General features: G+C 70.6%; 19 protein-coding genes. 12 read left to right on the top strand and 7 right to left on the bottom strand.

Annotated elements, in window-relative coordinates; all coding sequences use genetic code 11:
- Window positions 1–82: 82 nt before the first annotated feature.
- The 3 genes from ASF76_RS11310 to ASF76_RS11300 all read right to left on the bottom strand — a co-directional run bounded on the left by ASF76_RS11310 (window position 83) and on the right by ASF76_RS11300 (window position 2923).
- Entirely contained in the window at window positions 83–1477 is a 1395-nt protein-coding gene (locus tag ASF76_RS11310; RefSeq protein ID WP_055957579.1) for an aspartate aminotransferase family protein, read from the bottom strand.
- The gene (locus ASF76_RS11305) at window positions 1474–1944 is read right to left on the bottom strand and encodes an Lrp/AsnC family transcriptional regulator (protein ID WP_055959993.1); all 471 of its coding nucleotides are present in this window, start codon (window positions 1942–1944) and stop codon (window positions 1474–1476) included. Before ASF76_RS11305 ends, ASF76_RS11310 begins: the two co-directional genes overlap by 4 nt.
- A 181-nt stretch (window positions 1945–2125) precedes the next feature.
- Window positions 2126–2923 carry an alpha/beta fold hydrolase gene (locus ASF76_RS11300; RefSeq protein ID WP_055957576.1) on the bottom strand — a complete coding sequence of 266 codons (798 nt, stop codon included), beginning with the start codon at window positions 2921–2923 and terminating at the stop codon, window positions 2126–2128.
- A gap of 57 nt (window positions 2924–2980) precedes the next feature.
- On the opposite strand from ASF76_RS11300, the gene ASF76_RS11295 reads away from it, so the two are divergent.
- The 6 genes from ASF76_RS11295 (at window position 2981) to ASF76_RS11270 (ending at window position 6891) form a co-directional block, all read left to right on the top strand.
- On the top strand, window positions 2981–3547 hold the full coding sequence (locus tag ASF76_RS11295) for a mismatch-specific DNA-glycosylase (protein ID WP_055957573.1): 567 nt from the start codon (window positions 2981–2983) through the stop codon (window positions 3545–3547).
- Entirely contained in the window at window positions 3544–3954 is a 411-nt protein-coding gene (locus ASF76_RS11290; RefSeq protein ID WP_055957570.1) for a ribosomal maturation YjgA family protein, read from the top strand. The genes ASF76_RS11295 and ASF76_RS11290 overlap by 4 nt, the downstream gene beginning before the upstream one ends.
- A gap of 94 nt (window positions 3955–4048) precedes the next feature.
- The gene (locus ASF76_RS11285; RefSeq protein ID WP_055957566.1) at window positions 4049–4345 is read left to right on the top strand and encodes a DUF1905 domain-containing protein; all 297 of its coding nucleotides are present in this window, start codon (window positions 4049–4051) and stop codon (window positions 4343–4345) included.
- A gap of 8 nt (window positions 4346–4353) precedes the next feature.
- Window positions 4354–4812, top strand: coding sequence for a prepilin peptidase (locus ASF76_RS11280; protein WP_055957561.1), 459 nt, complete (start codon window positions 4354–4356; stop codon window positions 4810–4812).
- A 211-nt stretch (window positions 4813–5023) separates the two neighbouring features.
- Window positions 5024–6097, top strand: a complete 1074-nt coding sequence (locus tag ASF76_RS11275; RefSeq protein ID WP_055957557.1) for a YihY/virulence factor BrkB family protein — start codon at window positions 5024–5026, stop codon at window positions 6095–6097.
- A 47-nt stretch (window positions 6098–6144) separates the two neighbouring features.
- A complete protein-coding gene (locus ASF76_RS11270; protein ID WP_082485021.1) occupies window positions 6145–6891 on the top strand; it encodes an NAD(P)H-hydrate epimerase in 747 nt (248 codons plus the stop codon).
- 122 nt (window positions 6892–7013) lie between these two features.
- On the opposite strand, the gene ASF76_RS11265 is transcribed toward ASF76_RS11270, so the two are convergent.
- A complete protein-coding gene (locus tag ASF76_RS11265) occupies window positions 7014–7769 on the bottom strand; it encodes a glutamine amidotransferase (protein WP_082485020.1) in 756 nt (251 codons plus the stop codon).
- Between the two features lie 68 nt (window positions 7770–7837).
- Between ASF76_RS11265 and ASF76_RS11260 the strand changes: the two genes are divergently transcribed.
- Entirely contained in the window at window positions 7838–8065 is a 228-nt protein-coding gene (locus ASF76_RS11260; protein WP_055959987.1) for a hypothetical protein, read from the top strand.
- Window positions 8062–8706, top strand: coding sequence for a CYTH domain-containing protein (locus ASF76_RS11255; RefSeq protein WP_055957554.1), 645 nt, complete (start codon window positions 8062–8064; stop codon window positions 8704–8706). The genes ASF76_RS11260 and ASF76_RS11255 overlap by 4 nt, the downstream gene beginning before the upstream one ends.
- Before the next feature lie 151 nt (window positions 8707–8857).
- On the opposite strand, the gene lpdA is transcribed toward ASF76_RS11255, so the two are convergent.
- Both lpdA and ASF76_RS11245 read right to left on the bottom strand, forming a co-directional pair.
- A complete protein-coding gene (lpdA, locus tag ASF76_RS11250) occupies window positions 8858–10255 on the bottom strand; it encodes a dihydrolipoyl dehydrogenase (protein WP_055957551.1) in 1398 nt (465 codons plus the stop codon).
- Between the two features lie 9 nt (window positions 10256–10264).
- Window positions 10265–10906 (bottom strand): copper resistance CopC family protein, encoded by a 642-nt coding sequence (locus ASF76_RS11245; protein ID WP_055957548.1) that lies wholly within the window; start codon window positions 10904–10906, stop codon window positions 10265–10267.
- A 268-nt stretch (window positions 10907–11174) separates the two neighbouring features.
- On the opposite strand from ASF76_RS11245, the gene ASF76_RS11240 reads away from it, so the two are divergent.
- From ASF76_RS11240 to ASF76_RS11230, 3 genes are all read left to right on the top strand, one after another.
- Window positions 11175–11660, top strand: a complete 486-nt coding sequence (locus tag ASF76_RS11240; RefSeq protein WP_082485019.1) for an FHA domain-containing protein — start codon at window positions 11175–11177, stop codon at window positions 11658–11660.
- The gene (gene ftsR / locus ASF76_RS11235) at window positions 11660–12346 is read left to right on the top strand and encodes a transcriptional regulator FtsR (RefSeq protein ID WP_055957544.1); all 687 of its coding nucleotides are present in this window, start codon (window positions 11660–11662) and stop codon (window positions 12344–12346) included. Before ASF76_RS11240 ends, ftsR begins: the two co-directional genes overlap by 1 nt.
- A 96-nt stretch (window positions 12347–12442) precedes the next feature.
- Complete coding sequence (locus tag ASF76_RS11230) at window positions 12443–12988, top strand: MerR family transcriptional regulator (protein ID WP_055957540.1); 546 nt, start codon at window positions 12443–12445, stop codon at window positions 12986–12988.
- 461 nt (window positions 12989–13449) lie between these two features.
- Here ASF76_RS11230 and ASF76_RS11225 read toward each other — a convergent pair whose 3' ends face one another.
- On the bottom strand, window positions 13450–14262 hold the full coding sequence (locus ASF76_RS11225; protein WP_055957537.1) for a ParA family protein: 813 nt from the start codon (window positions 14260–14262) through the stop codon (window positions 13450–13452).
- Window positions 14263–14330: 68 nt separating this feature from the next.
- On the opposite strand from ASF76_RS11225, the gene ASF76_RS11220 reads away from it, so the two are divergent.
- On the top strand, window positions 14331–17738 hold the full coding sequence (locus ASF76_RS11220; protein WP_055959980.1) for a pyruvate carboxylase: 3408 nt from the start codon (window positions 14331–14333) through the stop codon (window positions 17736–17738).
- Window positions 17739–17748 lie beyond the last annotated feature (10 nt).

Below are 17748 nucleotides of genomic sequence, written 5' to 3'. Positions count from 1 at the left end.
GCGGACGTGTCGGCCGGGGTCGGGCCGTGGAGCAGGGCGGGGTGAGGATGCCGAACGGGGTGGGCTCGGCATCCCCGGTCTGTCAGAGACGGTTCGCCGCCTCGGTGAGGGTCGCGCGGAGGATCTGTTCGATCTCGATGAATTCGGACGGGCCGATGGTCAGGGGCGGGGCGAGCTGGATGACGGGGTCGCCACGGTCGTCGGCGCGGCAGTAGAGTCCGGCCTCGAAGAGGGCCTTCGAGAGGAAGCCGCGCAGCAATCGCTCCGACTCGTCGTCGTCGAAGGTCTCTTTGGTGGCCTTGTCCTTCACGAGCTCGATGCCGAAGAAGTAGCCGTCTCCGCGCACGTCTCCGACGAGCGGCAGGTCGAGGAGCTGCTCCAGCGTCGAGCGGAAGACGGGGGAGTTCGTGCGGACGTTCTCGAGAAGCCCCTCCTCCTCGAAGACGTCGAGGTTCTCCAGTGCCACCGCGGCCGACACCGGGTGTCCGCCGAAGGTGTAGCCGTGCGGGAACGACGCGTCGCCGTGCGCGAAGGGCTCGTAGACGCGATCGCTGATGATCGTGCCTCCCAGCGGCGAGTAGCCGCTCGTGACGGCCTTGGCGAAGGTGATCATGTCGGGCTGGTAGTCGTACGCGCTGGCGCCGAAGTAGTGCCCGAGACGACCGAAGGCGCAGATGACCTCGTCGGAGACGAGCAGCACGTCGTACTTGTCGCAGATCTCGCGCACCCGCTGGAAATACCCCGCCGGGGCCGGGAAGCATCCGCCGGCGTTCTGCACCGGTTCGAGAAAGACCGCGGCGACCGTCTCGGGCCCCTCGAACTGGATCATCTGCTCGATGCGGTCGGCGGCCCACAGGCCGAACTCCTCGGGGGTGCCGCCCCCGAAGCCCGACTCCTCGGCGCGGTAGTAGTTCGTGTTCGGCACGCGGAAGCCCCCCGGCGTGACGGGCTCGAACATGTGCTTCATGACGGGCAGGCCCGTGATCGCCAGGGCGCCCTGCGTCGTGCCGTGGTAGGCGATCGCGCGGGAGATCACCTTGTGCTTCGAGGGCTTGCCCTGGGTCTTCCAGTACTGCTTCGCCAGCTTGAACGCGGTCTCGACGGCCTCGCCGCCGCCCGTCGAGAAGAAGACGTGATTGAGGTCGCCGGGGGCGAGGTTCGCGAGGCGCTCCGCGAGTTCGATCGCGGCGGGGTGGGCGTAGGACCAGAGCGGGAAGAACGCCAACTCCTCGGCCTGTTTCGCCGCCGCCTGCGCGATGCGTCGCCGCCCATGACCGGCGTTGACCACGAACAACCCGGCGAGGCCGTCGATGTAGCGCTTCCCTGTGGAGTCGAAGATGTGGTGGCCCTCGCCCTTGACGATGATCGGAACGCCGGGGCCGTCGGTCATCACCGACTGACGGGAGAAGTGCATCCAGAGGTGGTCGCGGGCTTTCGCCTGGAGAGTGGAGTTCTGGTCGGTGTCGAGAAGGGTCATCGTGTTCCCCAGTTGTAGAGCTGACGGTGGAGCTTGAGATAGACGAACGTCTCGGTCGAGACGACGCCGGGCAGTGAGCGGATGCGGTCGTTCAGCAGGTCGATGAGGTCGTCGTCGCTCTCGCACACGACCTCGACGAGGAGGTCGAACGACCCCGCGGTCGAGACGACGTACGTCACACCGGGGAGTTCCGTCATCTGGGCGGCCGCGACCCGGGTGTCACCCGACACGCGCACGCCGATCATGGCCTGTCGCGCGAACCCCAGCTGCAGCGGATCGGTGACAGCGACGATCTGCAGGATGCCGGCATCCTGCATCTTCTGCACGCGCTGGCGCGTCGCGGTCTCGCTGAGGCCCACGGCCTTGCCGATCTCTGCGTACGAGCGGCGCCCGTCCTCCTGCAACTGCTCCACGATCGCCTTGGAGAGACCATCGAGAACGGTGGTACGTTCGGCCGAGATGCTCATGATGGGCGACGGTATCAGCGCAGCCGAGCCGATAACAATGATGATCTCGACATTCACGGAGGCGTAACAACGCGGAAACCGTCGTTCTCGGAGTGACGGTCGCTCCCCGCCCGCCCGGGCGGCGGGTGCTCGCCCCGCCGCGCCGCGGTATTCGCTGCGCGGGGCGATGGGGGCGTGCGCCTCAGACCTCGCGCGCGAGGAACTCCAGACCGGCCTCGCGGAACGTGCGCGCACCGGGGGCGTTGACGTGGTGGCGCCCGGGGATGTCGGAGAACTCGCCGTGCGGCAGCAGTGCGGCCAGGCGCGCCGACTGGTCGTGGATCGGATCCTCGGTGCCCGTGGCGATCAGCACCGGCTGCTGCGGCGGCGACGTCGGATCGGGATCGGTCTCGCCCAGGCGCATACCCTCGGCGATCGCGACCAGGGCTCGCAGATCGTTGCCGGGAACCCGCTCGGCGAGCGAGACGTAGCGCAGGGTCGTGGCGTCGTCGACCGGGGTCCCGTGGTCGAGGAACGCGCGGGCCTGTTCGACCTTCAGGCGCGCGAGGGGGCGACCGTCGGGGATGCCGCCGAGCACCGCCCGCTCGACGTGCTCGGGCGCGTCGACGGCGAGCTGCCAGCCGACACGACCGCCCAGGGAATACCCGAGGTAGCGGACGGAATCGAGCAGGTAGGTGTCGAGCACGGCGACGAGGTCGGACACCAGGGTGGGCATCGTGTACGACGCGGCGTCGAACGGCTTCTCGCTCGCTCCGTGGCCGCGCTGGTCGACGGCGACCACGCGGAAACCGGCGCGCAGCAGGTCGCGCACCCAACCGGTGTTGACCCAGTTGTCGCGCGTGCTCGATCCGAAGCCGTGGACGCACAGCACGGGATCGGCCTCGTGGTCACCCCAGGTGTACGTCGCCAGGCGCACGTTGTCGCCGACGAGGACGTACTGCGGCGCGGGCATCTCGGTCAGGGCGGGCACGGCATCCATTCCTCAGATCCTGGCAGACGCTCAGCCGCCACCCGGGGTAGTGGTCATAGTGGTCTCATGGGATTCACGCGCGCCGAGCTGGAGTCGTTCCGGGATGCCACCATCCCCGACCTCGTCGAGCCGGGGGTGCGTCTGCTCTTCGTGGGCATCAACCCGGGGCTGTGGACGGCGGCGACGGGCACCCCGTTCGCGCGTCCGGGCAACCGGTTCTGGCCCGCGCTCGTGGAGGCGCGCGTCTTGCCCCGGCTACCGCGATACGCCGAGGAGCTGGGCGAAGACGATCGTCGCATGATCTTCGACGCCGGCGTCGGGGTGAGCAACCTCGTCGCCCGTGCGACCGCGCGCGCCGACGAACTGTCTCGCGACGAGCTGCGCGCCGGGGCCGCAGCGCTCGAGGACCGCGTCGCGGCGTGGCGTCCGCGGGTGGTGGCCGTCGTGGGTCTGACGGCGTATCGACAGGGGTTCCGGCGCCCCCGCGCCGTCGCCGGGCGGCAGGAGGAGTCGATCGCCGACGTGCCCACGTGGGTGCTGCCCAATCCCAGCGGCCTGAACGCGCACGACACCGTCGCCACGCTGGCCCGCGCGTACGCGGAACCCGCCCGTGCGGCCGGAGTGCCGGTATGACGCCCGCGCGCCGTCGTCTCGTCGCGTTGGCGGCGCTGGTCGTGGTCGTGGCAGCGGGGCTGGTCGTCGCGAAGGTCCTGCCATCATCGGCGGCCACCGACATCGCGGGCGATGCCCTCTACGCCGTCGCCGTCTACACGGGACTCGTCCTGCTCCTGCCTCGGGTGGGGCGGTTGATCCTCGCGATCGCGGCCACCGGGTGGTGCGTCTTCGTCGAGCTGCTGCAGCTGAGCGGACTCCCGGTCGCGCTCGCCGAGCGGATACCGCTGATCGCGCTGGTGCTCGGCACGGGCTTCGACGCGCGCGACCTCGTCGTCTACGCGAGCGCGGTGCTGGTCGCCGCCGCGGCCGATGCGGCCATCACCTCACGGGTGCTTCGCCGCGGGCGATCGACGGTCGGTCCCTGACGAGTCGGACGCGGGGACGCCTTCTCCCCAGGGGACGGCGCTCCGCCGGCGTCCGAGGCCCGGAGTAGGGTGACCGCGACGAGAGGAGGCCCGTGTGATCGTGCGATTCGACGGCGACGTGTTCCGCTGGGAGGCCCGCAGCGACAGCGACTGGTACTTCGTCGCCCTGCCGCCCGAGCTGAGTGCCGACATCCGTGAGACGCAGACGTACCGCCGAGGCTTCGGGGGCGTGCGGGTCGAGGCCACAATCGGTGGGTCGAGCTGGCGCACGTCGATCTTCCCGCAGGCAGGTTCCGTCTACGTCCTCCCGCTCAAGCGCGCGGTGCGTGACGCCGAGGGGATCGACCCCGGCGCGACCATCGTGGTCGACCTCGTCGTGCTCGACGCCTGAGATCCCGGATGCCATGGGCCCTCGCCCCCGCGCTGACGGTGTTCGCGGTGCTCGGCGTCGTGCTCGCCGTGATCGACGCCCGCACCCACCGCCTGCCCGATGCGATCCTCGTGCCCGGCGCCGGAGGGGTGCTGATGCTGCTGGGCGGAGCGGCCGCGACGATCGGAGAGCCGGTGCGTGCAGTGGGGGTCGCCGGCGGAGCGGCGGCGGCGTTCCTCGCCTGCCTCGCGGTGCACCTCGCTCGGCCCACAGCGTTCGGCGGCGGTGACGTCAAGCTCGCGGGGCTCTGCGGCGCGGTGCTCGGGTGGGTCGGCCCCGAGGCGGTGGCATCCGGGATCGCACTGGGATTCATCGCAGGCGGGGTCGCTGCGTCCGGCGCCCTGCTCGCAGGCGTGCGCGGTGCGTCGATCGCGTTCGGACCGTATCTGCTGGCGGGCGCGTGGGGGCGCTTGCTCGCGGGTCCGTGATCGGGTGCATCGTGGGGGAGCGGTGCGGATCGGGTGCGTCGCGGGGCAGCGGTGCGGATCGGGTGCGTCGCGGGGCAGCGGTGCGGATCGGGTGCGTCGCGGGGCAGCGGCGCGGATCGCGTGCGCGGCCCGGATCGGACGGCTCTGTCCCGCCCGCGCGCCGCGGTCAACCCTGCGGGACCGTTCGCGCCCGCGTCGATACGCTGAGCCCATGCTCGACCTCATCCGTCGCGTCACCGCGTGGGCGCTGTCGCTCCGCCTCGTGCGCGCCTTCCTCGTCTATTCGGGGGCGCGCGGTCCGAGCCTGGCCGACAGCGTCACCTATCGCACGTTGTTCAGCCTGTTCGCCGCCGTGCTCATCGGTTTCTCGTTCGCGTCCCTCTGGCTGGCCGGCAACCCCGAGGGGCTGAGCGCCCTCGTTCGGTCGGTGAACAGCGTGGTCCCGGGGCTCGTCGGAGAGAACGGACTGATCAAGATCGAGGACATCGAGGCGCCGGCCGGACTCACGCTCGCCGGCATCCTCGGCTCTCTGGGTCTGATCGGCGCCGCCATCGGCGCGATCGGGTCGCTGCGTGCCGCTCTACGGCAGATCGCGGGCGTCACCACCGACGACACCCTCATCGTGTGGGTACTCCTGCGCAACCTCGCCCTCGCGGTAGGGATCGGTCTCGCCCTCGTCGCGGGCGCGGCGGTCACCTTCCTCGCCACGGCGGGACTCACGTTCGTCCGCGAACTGCTCGGTGTCTCCGCCGACTCCTGGGTCACCGCGGTCCTCACCTGGTTGCTGTCGACGCTGGTCGTGCTCGCCCTCGACTCCGCCGCGATCGCCGCCGCCTTCGCGCTGCTGTCGGGGGTGCGCGCCCGGAGGAGCACCCTGATCCGCGGCGCACTGATCGGCGGCCTCGGCCTCGTGGTGCTGCAGCAGCTGTCGGGACTGTTCGTCGGGGGCGCGAGCAGCAACCCGTTGCTGGCCACCTTCGCCTCGCTCATCGCCCTCCTGCTGTGGCTGAACCTGTCGAGCCAGGTCATCCTCATCGCCGGCGCATACATCACGGTCGCCACCGAGGAGGACCACGATCGCGTGCGGGCCAAGTACGGTGCCGCGACGATGATCCAATTCCGCGTCCGGCGTGCCGAGAAGGCGATGAGCGCCGCCCTCGGCGAACTCAACGCCGCGCGCGAAGCCGAGGCGAAGGAGCGCGAGACCCTCGCGAAGACCGACCCCGAAGCGGCGGCACGAGAGACCGACGCCGAACGTGACGCGCGGGCGAAGAGCGATGTCTGAGACACCGACCGGTTCCGGTGACGGCGCCGCCCCCGGATCGACGACTCATGTCTGACAGCCCGGCTGAGGACCGCGAGCGTGCAGCCACGCCCGCCGCACCGCGCACCGCGGCCTACACCGCCGACGCGGTCCGTGCCGCCGAGGCTCCCCTCCTCGCCGAGGGACGACCCCTCATGAGGTGGGCGGCTGAGGCCCTGGCCGAGATCGTCGCCGGCGAGCTGCTCGCAGCCCCCGGTGCCGTGCTCGTGCTCGCCGGCGCCGGTGACAACGGCGGCGACGCTCTCTACGCGGCCGCCGACCTCGCGGGCCGGGCGGATCGGGTCGACGTGGTGCTCGTGCGCGACCGCGTGCACCGCGGTGCGCTGGATGCCGCGACCGCCGCCGGCGCACGCGTGGTCTCGGCCAGCGACGTGTCCGCCCGACTGAGCGGGTATTCGCTCGTGCTCGACGGCATCCTGGGGATCGGACGGCTGAGCGACCGCCGCCTCCGCGGCTCCGCCCGCGCGCTCGTCGAAGCCCTCCTCGCCCTCCCCGAGCGTCCGCGCGTCGTCGCCGTCGACCTGCCGAGCGGCCTCGACCCCGACGACGGGACGGCGGAGGGCGCCGTGCTCCCCGCCGACGTCACGGTCACGTTCGGGGCCGTCAAGGCCGGGCTGGTGCTCGGCCGTGGTCCCGGCCTCTCGGGTCGCGTGCACCTCGTCGACCTCGGGCTCGAGCCCGCACTTCGCCGTGCGCACCCCGCCGCGACCGCGCCGATCGCGGTGGTGCGGGTACCGGCGCGTCACCGGCTCTGAAGGGGCGCTCGCAACCGCCCGGGGCGGTTCAGCGCGCTCGTTGGCGCGAGCATGGGCCGACGACAGCGCCCGTCCCCGGGAGCAGCGGTGGACGACCCCGCTCGTTCCGCGAGTGGGGGCGGCTACCCCGCGTAGCGCTCGACGAAGGTGCGCAGCATGCGCGACGGTGCCGTCACGGGCGCACGGCGTACGGCCGCGAGAGTGGTCTCCAGCTCCTCGGCGGCGAAGTATCCGTAGTCCGCGTAGGCGTGGATGCGGGTGACGATGCCGTCGACGTCGAGCTCGGGATGGAACTGCGTCGCGTAGACGTTCCGACCCACACGGAACATCTGCACCGGGCATGTGGGGGAGGACGCCAGCAGCACCGCCGCCCCGGGCAGTGCCGTGATCGCCTCCTTGTGCCCCACGAACGCCGAGAACGTGTCGGCCAGCCCCGCCGCCAACGGGTCGCCGCGCCCCTCGTGGGTGAGGGTCACCTCGACCACGCTGATGGGTTCTGCGAACGTGCCGTCGATCGTGGCATCCAGATGCGTGCCCAGGGTGCCGACGCCGTAGCAGGCCCCCAGGAACGGCAGGTCGCGGGCGACGACCTCGTCGAGCAGCGCGGCCATCTCGGCCTCGACCCGTCGCTGCACCGACGACTTCTTCTCGAACGGGTCGGAGGCGTTGAAGGGGCTTCCCCCGACCATGATGCCGGCGACGTCGTCGAGATCCAGAGCGGGCATCGGTTCGCGCTCCAGGCGGATGCGACGCAGGCGTTCGGGCGGCAGCCCGGTGTAGCGGAGGAAGAGCGCGTACTCCTCGTCGGCCGGGAGATCCTCGGCTCGGGTGGCGAGCAGGACGAATGGGCGCTCGCCGGGCAGGTCCGTCCATGTCACCCGAGCGATTCTAAGCGAGCACTGTCAAGGTGCCGGGCGGTGTCGGGGTCGCGGTCTACGCTTTCAACATGGCTATTGCACGACTGACCGGAGGCCCGCTCGACGGGCAGGTCCTCCCGCTCGAGAACGACTCCGACGACACGCTGATCATGCCCTACAGCGAGGGCCAGCTGGTCTACCGCCGCCAGGGCGAGCCGACGAACACCGGCGAGTCCGACGGCCCCACCGAGACGGTCTTCGCGTACACGGAGGAAACCGAAGACATCAACCCCGACGCCGACGGACGCGACGATTGAGTGAAGCCGACCACGGCGCGTCGAGCGTCGAGGTCGAGGCGAAGTACGACGTCGACGACGCCACGCCGCTCCCGGACTGGTCGGCGCTACCCGGTGTCGCACGGGTCGGTGATCCCGAGCCCCGTGATCTCGACGCGCGCTACGTCGACACCACGAACGCCGAGCTCGCCCGCGCCGGTGTGGCGGTCCGCCGCCGGCGCGGCGGTCCCGACGAGGGGTGGCATGTGAAAGGCCCGGCGCAGGGCGCGGGGCGCAGCGAACGTCAGTGGCCGCTCGGCGACATCGCCGATGACGAGGCCGACCCCGTGGTGCCTCCGGCGGTTCAGGATGCCGTCGCCTCGATCGCCGCGCCACCGTTCTCCCCGCTCGCGCGCGTGCGCAACAATCGCACGGCGTACGACCTTCTCGACGTCGACGGCGAGGTGGTCGCGGAGTTCGTCGACGACCGTGTGCGGGCGCGCGACGAGCGTCTCGGCGTCGAGTCCGCGTGGCGCGAGTGGGAGGTCGAGCTCGGCCCCGCGGCCCCCGCAGACGATCAGGGACGCGCAGAGTTCTTCACCGCGGTCGACGCGGCGGTGTTCGCCGCGGGCGGTCGGCACGCGGCATCCGGATCCAAACTCGCCCGCGCCCTCGGTCACTGACCCCCGCACGACCTCCGACGCGGAGCGCCGATGCGGCATCTCGCCGGGCGCCGATGGTGCGCGCAAGAGAGATGAATGCCGGGATTCCCACCCGGAGAACGACAGAAGGCCCGACCGGCGTGAACCGGGCGGGCCTTCGTCGCTCTGTCGATCAGAGGTTGATCATGTGACCCGTCAGGCCGTGGAACGCCTCCTGCAGGCCCTCCGACAGTGTCGGGTGCGTGTGGACGTTGCGGGCAGCCTCGAGCGCGGTCAGGTCCCACTTCTGCGCCAGCGTGAGCTCGGGCAGCAGCTCGGATACGTCGGGGCCGATGAGGTGGCCACCGATGAGCTCCAGCGTCTCGGCATCGGCGACGAGCTTGACGAAGCCGACGGGCTCCCCGAGACCGTTCGCCTTGCCGTTGGCCGAGAAGGGGAACTTCGAGACCTTGATGTCGTGGCCGGCGTCGCGCGCCTGCTGCTCGGTGAGACCGAACGAGGCGACCTGCGGGTTGCAGAACGTCGCGCGCGGCATGTTGCGGTAGTCGCCCAGCGTCTGCGTCTCGGCCTTGCCGATCGTCTCGGCGGCGACCACACCCTGCGCCTCGGCGACGTGGGCGAGCTGCAGTTTGGCGGTGACGTCACCGATCGAGTAGATGTGCGGCACGTTCGTGCGCATGTGGTCGTCGATGTCGATCGCGCCGCGCTCGGTGAGCTTCACACCGGTGTTCTCGAGTCCGAAGCCGTCGACCTTGGGGGCGAAACCGATCGACATGAGCACGCGGTCGGCGTCGATCGAGCCCTGCGCGCCGTCCTTGCCGGTGTAGGCGACGGTGACCTTGTCGCCGTGGTCGGTGACCGACTCGACCTTGGTGGAGGTGAGGATGTCGACGCTGTAGCCCTTGTACTGCTTCTGGATCTCTTTCGAGACCTCGGCGTCTTCGTTGGGGAGGGCGCGATCGAGGAACTCGATGATCGTGACCTTCACGCCGTAGTTGGTCATCACGTAGGCGAACTCCATGCCGATGGCGCCGGCGCCGACGATGACGATCGACTCGGGGAGCTCGCGGGTGAGGATCTGCTCCTCGTAGGTGACGACGTTCTCGCTCAGGGTGACACCGGGGAGCAGGCGCACGGTCGAGCCCGTGGCGATGATGACGTTGTCGAAGGTGACCTGCTCCTTCGAGCCGTCGGTCTTGGTCACATCGATCGTGTGGTCGTCGGCGAAGTAGCCGCGGCCCTCGTACTCGGTGACCTTGTTCTTCTTCATCAGGTAGTGGATGCCTTTGACGTGGCCGGCGGCGACGCTGCGCGAGCGGTCGAACGCCTTGCCGAAGTCGAAGTGCACGTCGCCCGAGATGCCGAACAGGTCGGCCTTCGCGTGGAACGTGTGCGCGAGGTCGGCGTTGCGCAGGAGCGCCTTCGAGGGGATGCAGCCCACGTTGAGGCACACACCGCCCCAGTACTTCTCTTCGACGATCGCGACCGACAGTCCGAGCTGTGCGCCGCGGACGGCGGCGACGTACCCGCCGGGACCCGCACCAAGAATGACCAGATCGTAATGAGGCATGGCTCCAGCCTATCGCCCGGCGGTGCCGCCTCCGGCGGTCTTCCGCGCTCCCCGCGACGCGAAGACGTACACCAGCACGCCCGCCACGATCACCAGCGCCACGACGATCAGGATCCACGGCAGCGGAGACGCCGGAGCCGCCGTCTCGACGGGGGCCGCGGTGGGTTCGGCCGACGCGACGGTCGTCGCCTCCTCGGTCGCCGACGCGACGGGGGAGGCGGTCGGGGATGCGGACGGTGTCGGGGTGGGAGAGGCGGTCGGGACCGAGAACGCGAATTCGCCGTCGATGGGGTGGCCGTCGCTGGACACCACGCGCCAGCGAACGGTGACGGCACCGGATGCCGGGCCCGCCAGCGCCTGCGTCACCTCGGCGCCCGCGGCCTCGGGCGTGCCGTCGGTCAGGGACGCGCCCGAGGCGTCGGTCACCTCGACCACCGTCGCGCCCGCGTCGGGGAGCACGTCAGCGCTGAAGGAGAGTGTGATCTGCGCCGGCGGCGACTCGAGCACCGCGTCGGCGGTCGGGTCCGTCGCGATCAGTTCGTCGTGCGCCGCAGCCGGAAGCGCCGGAGCGAGCAAGGCTGCGGCGGCCAGGAACGCGGCGGCCAGGACGGCGGGAAGGGTGCGCCGGCGCGGCGCCTGGGAGGACCTCATGCTCCGACCCTAATGAGGACAGACGAGGAGGGGCCTGGGAGCCTTGCCCCTTTGCGCAGGACTCGGAGCCCGACGCGCACCGGCCCCCGGACTCGACAGGGGCGTGCTCGGGTCGATAGGTTCGAGTGTCTCGTCGACCGTTTCGCGCCCCGAACCGCGGTGCCGGTATCGACGGGCCGAGACACATCACGCATCATCATGGCCCGCTCGAGGCCGGTCGCCCTTCCGGTGCGAACCGGTCGGTTATGGTGAATGAGAAGGAGAAGCCGTGGACGAGACCAGCCGATTCGAGCGAGACGACATCCGGCGTGCAGGCGAAGCCGCCGCCGCCGGTTCGCACGACACGACCCAGACCCACGACGCCGACCTGTCGTTCGTCCCCTTCGGTGCAGACCTCACCGAGGCCGAGGTCGAGGCGATCGGCGCCCTTCCGTCGGGTGCCGCTCTGCTGATCGTCCGTTCCGGGCCGACCACCGGTGCCCGCTACCTGCTCGACACCGACATCACCACCGTCGGCCGCCACCCCGAGGCAGACCTGTTCTTCGACGACGTCACGGTCTCGCGTCGACACGCCGAGATCACGCGCACGGGAACGTCTTTCGAGATCGTCGACCAGCGCTCTCTCAACGGCAGCTACGTCAATGGCGAGCGTGTCGACCGCGCCGCGCTCGTCAACGGAAGCGAGGTGCGCATCGGCAAGTTCCGCCTGAACTTCTTCGGTTCGCCCGTCGATCTGCCCGCGGCAGAGCACTGATGGCGGCAGCCCCGTCCCGTAGTCGTCAGACGGCTGCGGGGCTGCTGAGTATCGGGCAGGTGCTCGCGCGCCTGACGCCCGACTTCCCCGCGCTCACCTCCAGCAAGCTGCGCTTCCTCGAGGTGCAGGGCATCGTCTCGCCCACGCGGACCGAGTCGGGGTACCGCAAGTTCTCGCCCGCAGATCTCGAACGCCTGCGTCTGGCTCTGACGCTCCAACGCGATCACTACCTGCCGCTCGTCGTCATCCGCGACTATCTCGCCGACCTCGACGCCGGTCGGAATCCCGCGCCGCCCACGTCGATCCCGTCGATGACGAGCGCCCCGCGCCGGTACCGTCGCGACGAGTTGCTCGCCGCCGCCGGCGCAGGACCCCAGCTTCTCAATGACGCCGTGGGCACCGGCGTCATCATCGGCGCCGAGAGCTACCCCGAGCAGACGGTTGCGCTGCTGCGGGCCCTCGTCGCCCTCGACCGACACGGCATCGAACCGCGCCACGTGCGGGCTCTGCGCCAGAGCGCCGAGCGCGAGGTGTCGCTGGTCGAGTCGGCGCTGTCGGCGCTTCTCCGCCGCCCCGACGCGCCGTCGCGGGCGCGCGCGAGCGAGCTCGCTCCCGAGCTGGCGGCTCGCCTCGACGAGGTGCGCACCATGTTCGTCCGCGACGCCCTGGACCGGATGCTCTCCTGAGTGCGACACGCCGCGCGTCTCGGAGCGGATGTCATTGCCGGGGAACCCTCGCTGATCTAGCGTGGAAGCAACGAACCGAACAGGAGGGACGCGAGCATGAAAGCTGGCGACGCACTCGGTGAACCTCGGTTCGCCGCGGACCTCCTCTTCACCGACGGTCTGCCCGAGATGGATGACGACACCGGTTATCGCGGGGCCGTCGCCGCGCGTGCGGCCGGCATCACCTATCGCCAGCTCGACTACTGGGCGCGTACCGAACTGGTCGTCCCGACCGTCCGAGGCGCGAGCGGCTCCGGCTCGCAGCGTCTCTACGGCTTCCGCGACATCCTCGTGCTCAAGCTCGTCAAGCGCCTGCTCGACACCGGCATCTCGCTGCAGCAGATCCGCACCGCCGTCGAGCAGCTGCGCGTCGCCGGCATCCGCGATCTGGCAGGCACGACGCTGATGAGCGACGGTGCCTCGGTGTATCTCTGCACCTCGAACGACGAGGTCATCGACCTCGTCAGCCGCGGCCAGGGCGTGTTCGGTATCGCCGTCGGCAAGGTCCTGCGCGAGGTCGAATCCACCCTCGTCGACTTCGAGACCGCTCAGCCCGACGCTGTCGACGAGCTCGCCGCGCGTCGCGCCGCACGCACCGCCTGACGCGTCCGCGTCGTCTTCGACCCCCGGTCGCCTCGGCATCCTGCGGTCTTCGTCGTCGAAGTCGTGGCGGCTCCGCGACGAACGCGATCGGCGGGAAGAAACGCCTCGGCGACGCGTGTCTTGCGGCGGGTGGCCGTTTCTCGCGGCCGTGGGGGGGAGTGCGCGATCGGGGCGTCGTAGCTCGAGAAAGGCGATCGGCGGGAAGAAACACCTCGGCGACGTATTCTGCCGGCGGATGCCGTTTCTCACGCACCTGGAGAGCGTCCTCGACCGGCTCCGCGCGCCATCGACACGGGGACGGCGGCCACGGCCGACGCCTGCCGTCGACGGCCGGCGCGGCACGACGGCCGGCGCGGTACGACGAGCGGCGCGGTGTTACGAGCGGCGCGGTTCTACGAACGGCTCGCTACGACGAGCGGCGCGGCACGACTAAGGGCGCGTACCGCCGGGCGGAGGAGGGCTCAGGCCTGCGGTGCCTCGTTGGCGACGGGGATGCGGCCGGTGCGGACGATCCGGTCGAGCAGCGCGTCGAAGTCGGCGGCGAGCTCCTGCGCGGAGTCGCCGGGCCACACGTGCAGCGGTTTCGCGGCACCCTGCGCCTGCTGGAGCGAGGTGCGCTCGGGCAGCTGAGGGTTGAGCACGAGGGGACCGAACATGTCGCGCAGCTCTTTGATGCGGAACTGGTGCTCGATCGACTGCGGCCGCACGCGGTTGACCACCACGCCCAGCGGCTGCAGGCGCGGCGAGAGGCCGCGACGGATCTCTTCGATCGCACGGAGGGCGCGGTCGGCGGCGGCGACGGAGAACAGTCCCGGCTCGGTGACCACGACGACGCGGTCGCTCGCGGCCCACGCGGTGCGCGTGAGGGCGTTCAGCGAGGGGGCGCAGTCGATGAGCACGAGGTCGTACTCGCTCTCGATGGTGGCCAGGGCCTCCTCGAGCTTCCAGACGTCGCGGACGCTCGGGTGCGGGCCGTCGAAGTTGATGGCCGACGGGCTGCCGATCAGCACGTCGATGGTGCCGGGATGCACCTTGGCCCACCCGCTGGAGGTGATCGCCTGACGCACGACCTTCTCTTTCGGGTTCGCCAGGACATCGGCGATGTTGAGACGGCCGGCCACCGAGATGTCCATGCCGGTCGACACGTCGGATTGCGGGTCGAGGTCGACGACGAGAGTGCGAACGCCACGTGCGAAGGCTGCGGAAGCCAGCCCGAGTGTCACGGTCGTCTTGCCGACCCCGCCTTTGAGAGAGCTGACGGAGAGTACGTGCACGAGAGTCCACGTTACCTTCCCCTAGGCTGTGAGCACATTCAGCCCCGCCAGATCGACCTGAGGTGCGCATGTTTTCGAAGATCCTGGTCGCCAACCGCGGCGAGATCGCCATCCGAGCGTTTCGCGCCGCCTACGAGGTGGGAGCCCGCACCGTCGCGGTCTACCCCTACGAAGACCGCGCATCGCTCCACCGGCTGAAAGCCGACGAGGCCTACCAGATCGGCGAGCGCGGTCATCCCGTGCGCGCCTACCTCGACGTCGACGAGATCATCCGCGTCGCGCGCGAATGCGGGGCGGATGCCATCTACCCGGGGTACGGCTTCCTGTCCGAGAACCCGGAGCTCGCCGAGAAGGCCACTGCTCACGGCATCACGTTCATCGGCCCGCCCGCCGAGGTGCTGTCGATGGCGGGCAACAAGGTCACCGCCAAAGAGCACGCGATCGCCGCCGGCGTCCCGGTGCTGCGCTCCACGCCGGCCTCCGACGACATCGACGCGCTGCTGGCGCAAGCGGAAGAGATCGGCTTCCCGATCTTCGCCAAGGCCGTCGCCGGTGGTGGCGGGCGCGGCATGCGCCGCGTCGAGAGCATGGGGGAGCTGGCCCCCGCGCTGGCTGAGGCGATGCGCGAGGCGCAGAGCGCCTTCGGCGACCCCCGCATGTTCCTCGAGCAGGCCGTGCAGCGCCCGCGTCACGTCGAGGTGCAGATCCTGGCGGACGCCACGGGCGAGACGGTGCACCTCTTCGAACGCGACTGCTCGGTGCAGCGGCGCCACCAGAAGGTCATCGAGATCGCTCCGGCCCCCAACCTCGACGACGCGGTGCGTCAAGACCTGCACCGCTACGCCGTCGCCTTCGCCCGCTCGATCGGGTACCAGAACGCCGGCACGGTGGAGTTCCTGCTCGAGACCGCGGGCCCCCGCACGGGCGAGGTCGTCTTCATCGAGATGAACCCGCGCATCCAGGTCGAGCACACCGTGACCGAGGAGGTCACCGACGTCGACCTCGTGCAGTCGCAGATGCGGATCGCCGCGGGCCAGACCCTCGCCGACCTGCACCTTCTCCAAGACGACATCCACCTGCGGGGCGCCGCCCTGCAGTGCCGCATCACGACCGAAGACCCCACGCAGGGCTTCCGCCCCGACACCGGCAAGATCACGACCTACCGTTCGCCCGGCGGCGCCGGCATCCGCCTCGACGGCGGCACCACGGCAGCCGGCTCCCAGGTGAGCCCGCACTTCGACTCCATGCTGTCGAAGCTGTCGTGCCGTGGCCGCGACTTCCCCGCCGCAGTGGCGCGTGCCCGACGCGCGCTGGCCGAGTTCCGCATCCGCGGAGTCTCGACGAACATCCCGTTCCTGCAGGCGGTGCTCGACGACCCAGCCTTCGTCGCCGGCGATCTCAGCACCTCGTTCATCGACGAGCGCCCCGAACTGCTGCGCGGACGCGAGTCGAAGGACCGCGGCACGAAGGTCCTCTCGTGGCTCGTCGACACCACGGTCAACCGCCCCAACGGCGAGAACCCGCTTTCGATCGACCCCGGCGCCAAGCTCCCGCGTCTCGACCTCGCGGCACCCGCCCCGGCGGGTTCGCGCCAGCGCCTCCAGGAGCTCGGCCCCGCGGGGTTCGCCCGGGCGCTGCGCGAGCAGACCGCCCTGGCGGTCACCGAGACCACCTTCCGTGACGCGCATCAGTCGCTGCTGGCCACGCGCGTGCGAACCCGCGACCTCGTGCGTGTCGCCCCGCACGTCGCCCGCTTGACCCCGGGTCTGCTCTCGATCGAGGCGTGGGGCGGGGCGACGTACGACGTCGCACTGCGCTTCCTCGGCGAAGACCCGTGGGAGCGCCTCGACGCCCTCCGCGAAGCGCTGCCCAACATCGCGATCCAGATGCTGCTGCGCGGGCGCAACACCGTCGGTTACACCCCATACCCGACCGAGGTCACCGACGCGTTCGTCGCCGAGGCCGCGGCATCCGGGGTCGACATCTTCCGCATCTTCGACGCCCTCAACGACGTGTCGCAGATGCGGCCGGCGATCGACGCCGTGCTCGCCACCGGCACCGCCGTCGCCGAGGTCGCCGTCTGCTACACCGGAGACCTGCTCGACCCGGCCGAGAGCCTGTACACCCTCGACTACTACCTGCGCCTCGCCGAGCAGATCGTCGATGCGGGCGCGCACGTGCTCGCGATCAAGGACATGGCGGGTCTGCTGCGCCCCACCGCGGCCGCGAAGCTCGTCTCGGCGCTGCGCGAGAGGTTCGACCTGCCCGTGCACGTGCACACGCACGACACCGCCGGCGGACAGCTCGCGACGCTGCTGGCCGCCTCCGCAGCGGGGGCGGACGCCGTGGACGCCGCCGCCGCGCCCATGGCCGGCACGACCAGCCAGCCGTCGCTGTCGGCGCTCGTCGCCGCCCTCGCGCACACCGAGCGCGACACGGGACTCGACCTCGGAGCCGTGAGCGACCTCGAGCCCTATTGGGAAGCGGTCCGTCACCTGTACCGCCCGTTCGAGTCGGGTCTGGCCGGTCCGACGGGCCGCGTGTACCGCCACGAGATCCCGGGCGGTCAGCTGTCGAACCTGCGCCAGCAGGCCATCGCCCTGGGCCTCGCCGACGACTTCGAGCTCATCGAGGACATGTACGCCGCCGCCGACCGCATTCTCGGGCGCGTGCCGAAGGTCACCCCGTCGTCGAAGGTCGTGGGAGATCTCGCCCTGCACCTCGCCGCCGTCAAGGCCGACCCGGCCGATTTCGAACAGAACCCCGAGAAGTACGACGTGCCCGACTCGGTCGTGTCGTTCATGGCGGGCGAGCTCGGCGACCTGCCGGGCGGTTGGCCCGAACCGTTCCGCTCCAAGGTGCTGGCGGGCCGGGATGCCAAGATCGGCGTCGCCCCGCTCACCGACGACGACACCGCCGCCCTCGCGGGGGAGTCGGGCGATCGACGTGCCCGCCTGAACCGACTGCTGTTCCCCGGGCCGACCCGGACGTTCGAAGAGATGCGTGCGAACTACGGCGATCTCAGCGTGCTCGACACCGCCGACTACCTCTACGGGCTGCGTGCGGGTGGGGAGCACGTCGTCGAGATCGAGCGGGGCGTGCAGCTGTTCGTCGGGCTCGAGGCCGTCGGCGACGCCGACGACAAGGGCATGCGCACGGTCATGACGACCCTCAACGGCCAGCTGCGCCCGGTGTTCGTGCGCGATCGCTCCATCGACGTCGAGGCGCGCCAGGCAGAAAAGGCCGACACCTCGAAGCCCGGTCAGGTCGCCGCGCCCTTCTCGGGCGTCGTGACGGTGAAGGCGAGCCCGGGCGACCGGGTGGCGGCGGGCCAGGCAGTCGCGTCCATCGAGGCGATGAAGATGGAGGCGGCGATCACCTCGCCCGTCGAGGGAATCGTGGAGCGTGTCGCGATCAGTAGCACACAACAGGTCGAAGCAGGAGACCTTTTGCTGGTGATCCGCCCGTCGCAGTAGCCTGGGAGGG

This window comes from Microbacterium sp. Leaf151, assembly GCF_001424225.1.
Classification (GTDB): Bacteria; Actinomycetota; Actinomycetes; order Actinomycetales; family Microbacteriaceae; genus Microbacterium.
Note: the sequence above shows the minus strand (reverse complement) of the source record. Positions and strands in the feature narration are given on the sequence as shown.

What these genes read in the sequence shown, in the direction of transcription:
- ASF76_RS11260 (WP_055959987.1), top strand. Translation starts at nt 7,838, where the DNA reads ATGGCTATTGCACGACTGACCGGAGGCCCGCTCGACGGGCAGGTCCTC.
- ASF76_RS11220 (WP_055959980.1), top strand. Translation starts at nt 14,331, where the DNA reads ATGTTTTCGAAGATCCTGGTCGCCAACCGCGGCGAGATCGCCATCCGA.
- ASF76_RS11290 (WP_055957570.1), top strand. Translation starts at nt 3,544, where the DNA reads ATGACGCCCGCGCGCCGTCGTCTCGTCGCGTTGGCGGCGCTGGTCGTG.
- ASF76_RS11270 (WP_082485021.1), top strand. Translation starts at nt 6,145, where the DNA reads ATGTCTGACAGCCCGGCTGAGGACCGCGAGCGTGCAGCCACGCCCGCC.
- ASF76_RS11300 (WP_055957576.1), bottom strand. Translation starts at nt 2,923, where the DNA reads ATGGATGCCGTGCCCGCCCTGACCGAGATGCCCGCGCCGCAGTACGTC.
- lpdA (WP_055957551.1), bottom strand. Translation starts at nt 10,255, where the DNA reads ATGCCTCATTACGATCTGGTCATTCTTGGTGCGGGTCCCGGCGGGTAC.
- ASF76_RS11305 (WP_055959993.1), bottom strand. Translation starts at nt 1,944, where the DNA reads ATGAGCATCTCGGCCGAACGTACCACCGTTCTCGATGGTCTCTCCAAG.
- ASF76_RS11310 (WP_055957579.1), bottom strand. Translation starts at nt 1,477, where the DNA reads ATGACCCTTCTCGACACCGACCAGAACTCCACTCTCCAGGCGAAAGCC.
- ftsR (WP_055957544.1), top strand. Translation starts at nt 11,660, where the DNA reads ATGGCGGCAGCCCCGTCCCGTAGTCGTCAGACGGCTGCGGGGCTGCTG.
- ASF76_RS11280 (WP_055957561.1), top strand. Translation starts at nt 4,354, where the DNA reads ATGCCATGGGCCCTCGCCCCCGCGCTGACGGTGTTCGCGGTGCTCGGC.
- ASF76_RS11230 (WP_055957540.1), top strand. Translation starts at nt 12,443, where the DNA reads ATGAAAGCTGGCGACGCACTCGGTGAACCTCGGTTCGCCGCGGACCTC.
- ASF76_RS11275 (WP_055957557.1), top strand. Translation starts at nt 5,024, where the DNA reads ATGCTCGACCTCATCCGTCGCGTCACCGCGTGGGCGCTGTCGCTCCGC.
- ASF76_RS11245 (WP_055957548.1), bottom strand. Translation starts at nt 10,906, where the DNA reads ATGAGGTCCTCCCAGGCGCCGCGCCGGCGCACCCTTCCCGCCGTCCTG.
- ASF76_RS11295 (WP_055957573.1), top strand. Translation starts at nt 2,981, where the DNA reads ATGGGATTCACGCGCGCCGAGCTGGAGTCGTTCCGGGATGCCACCATC.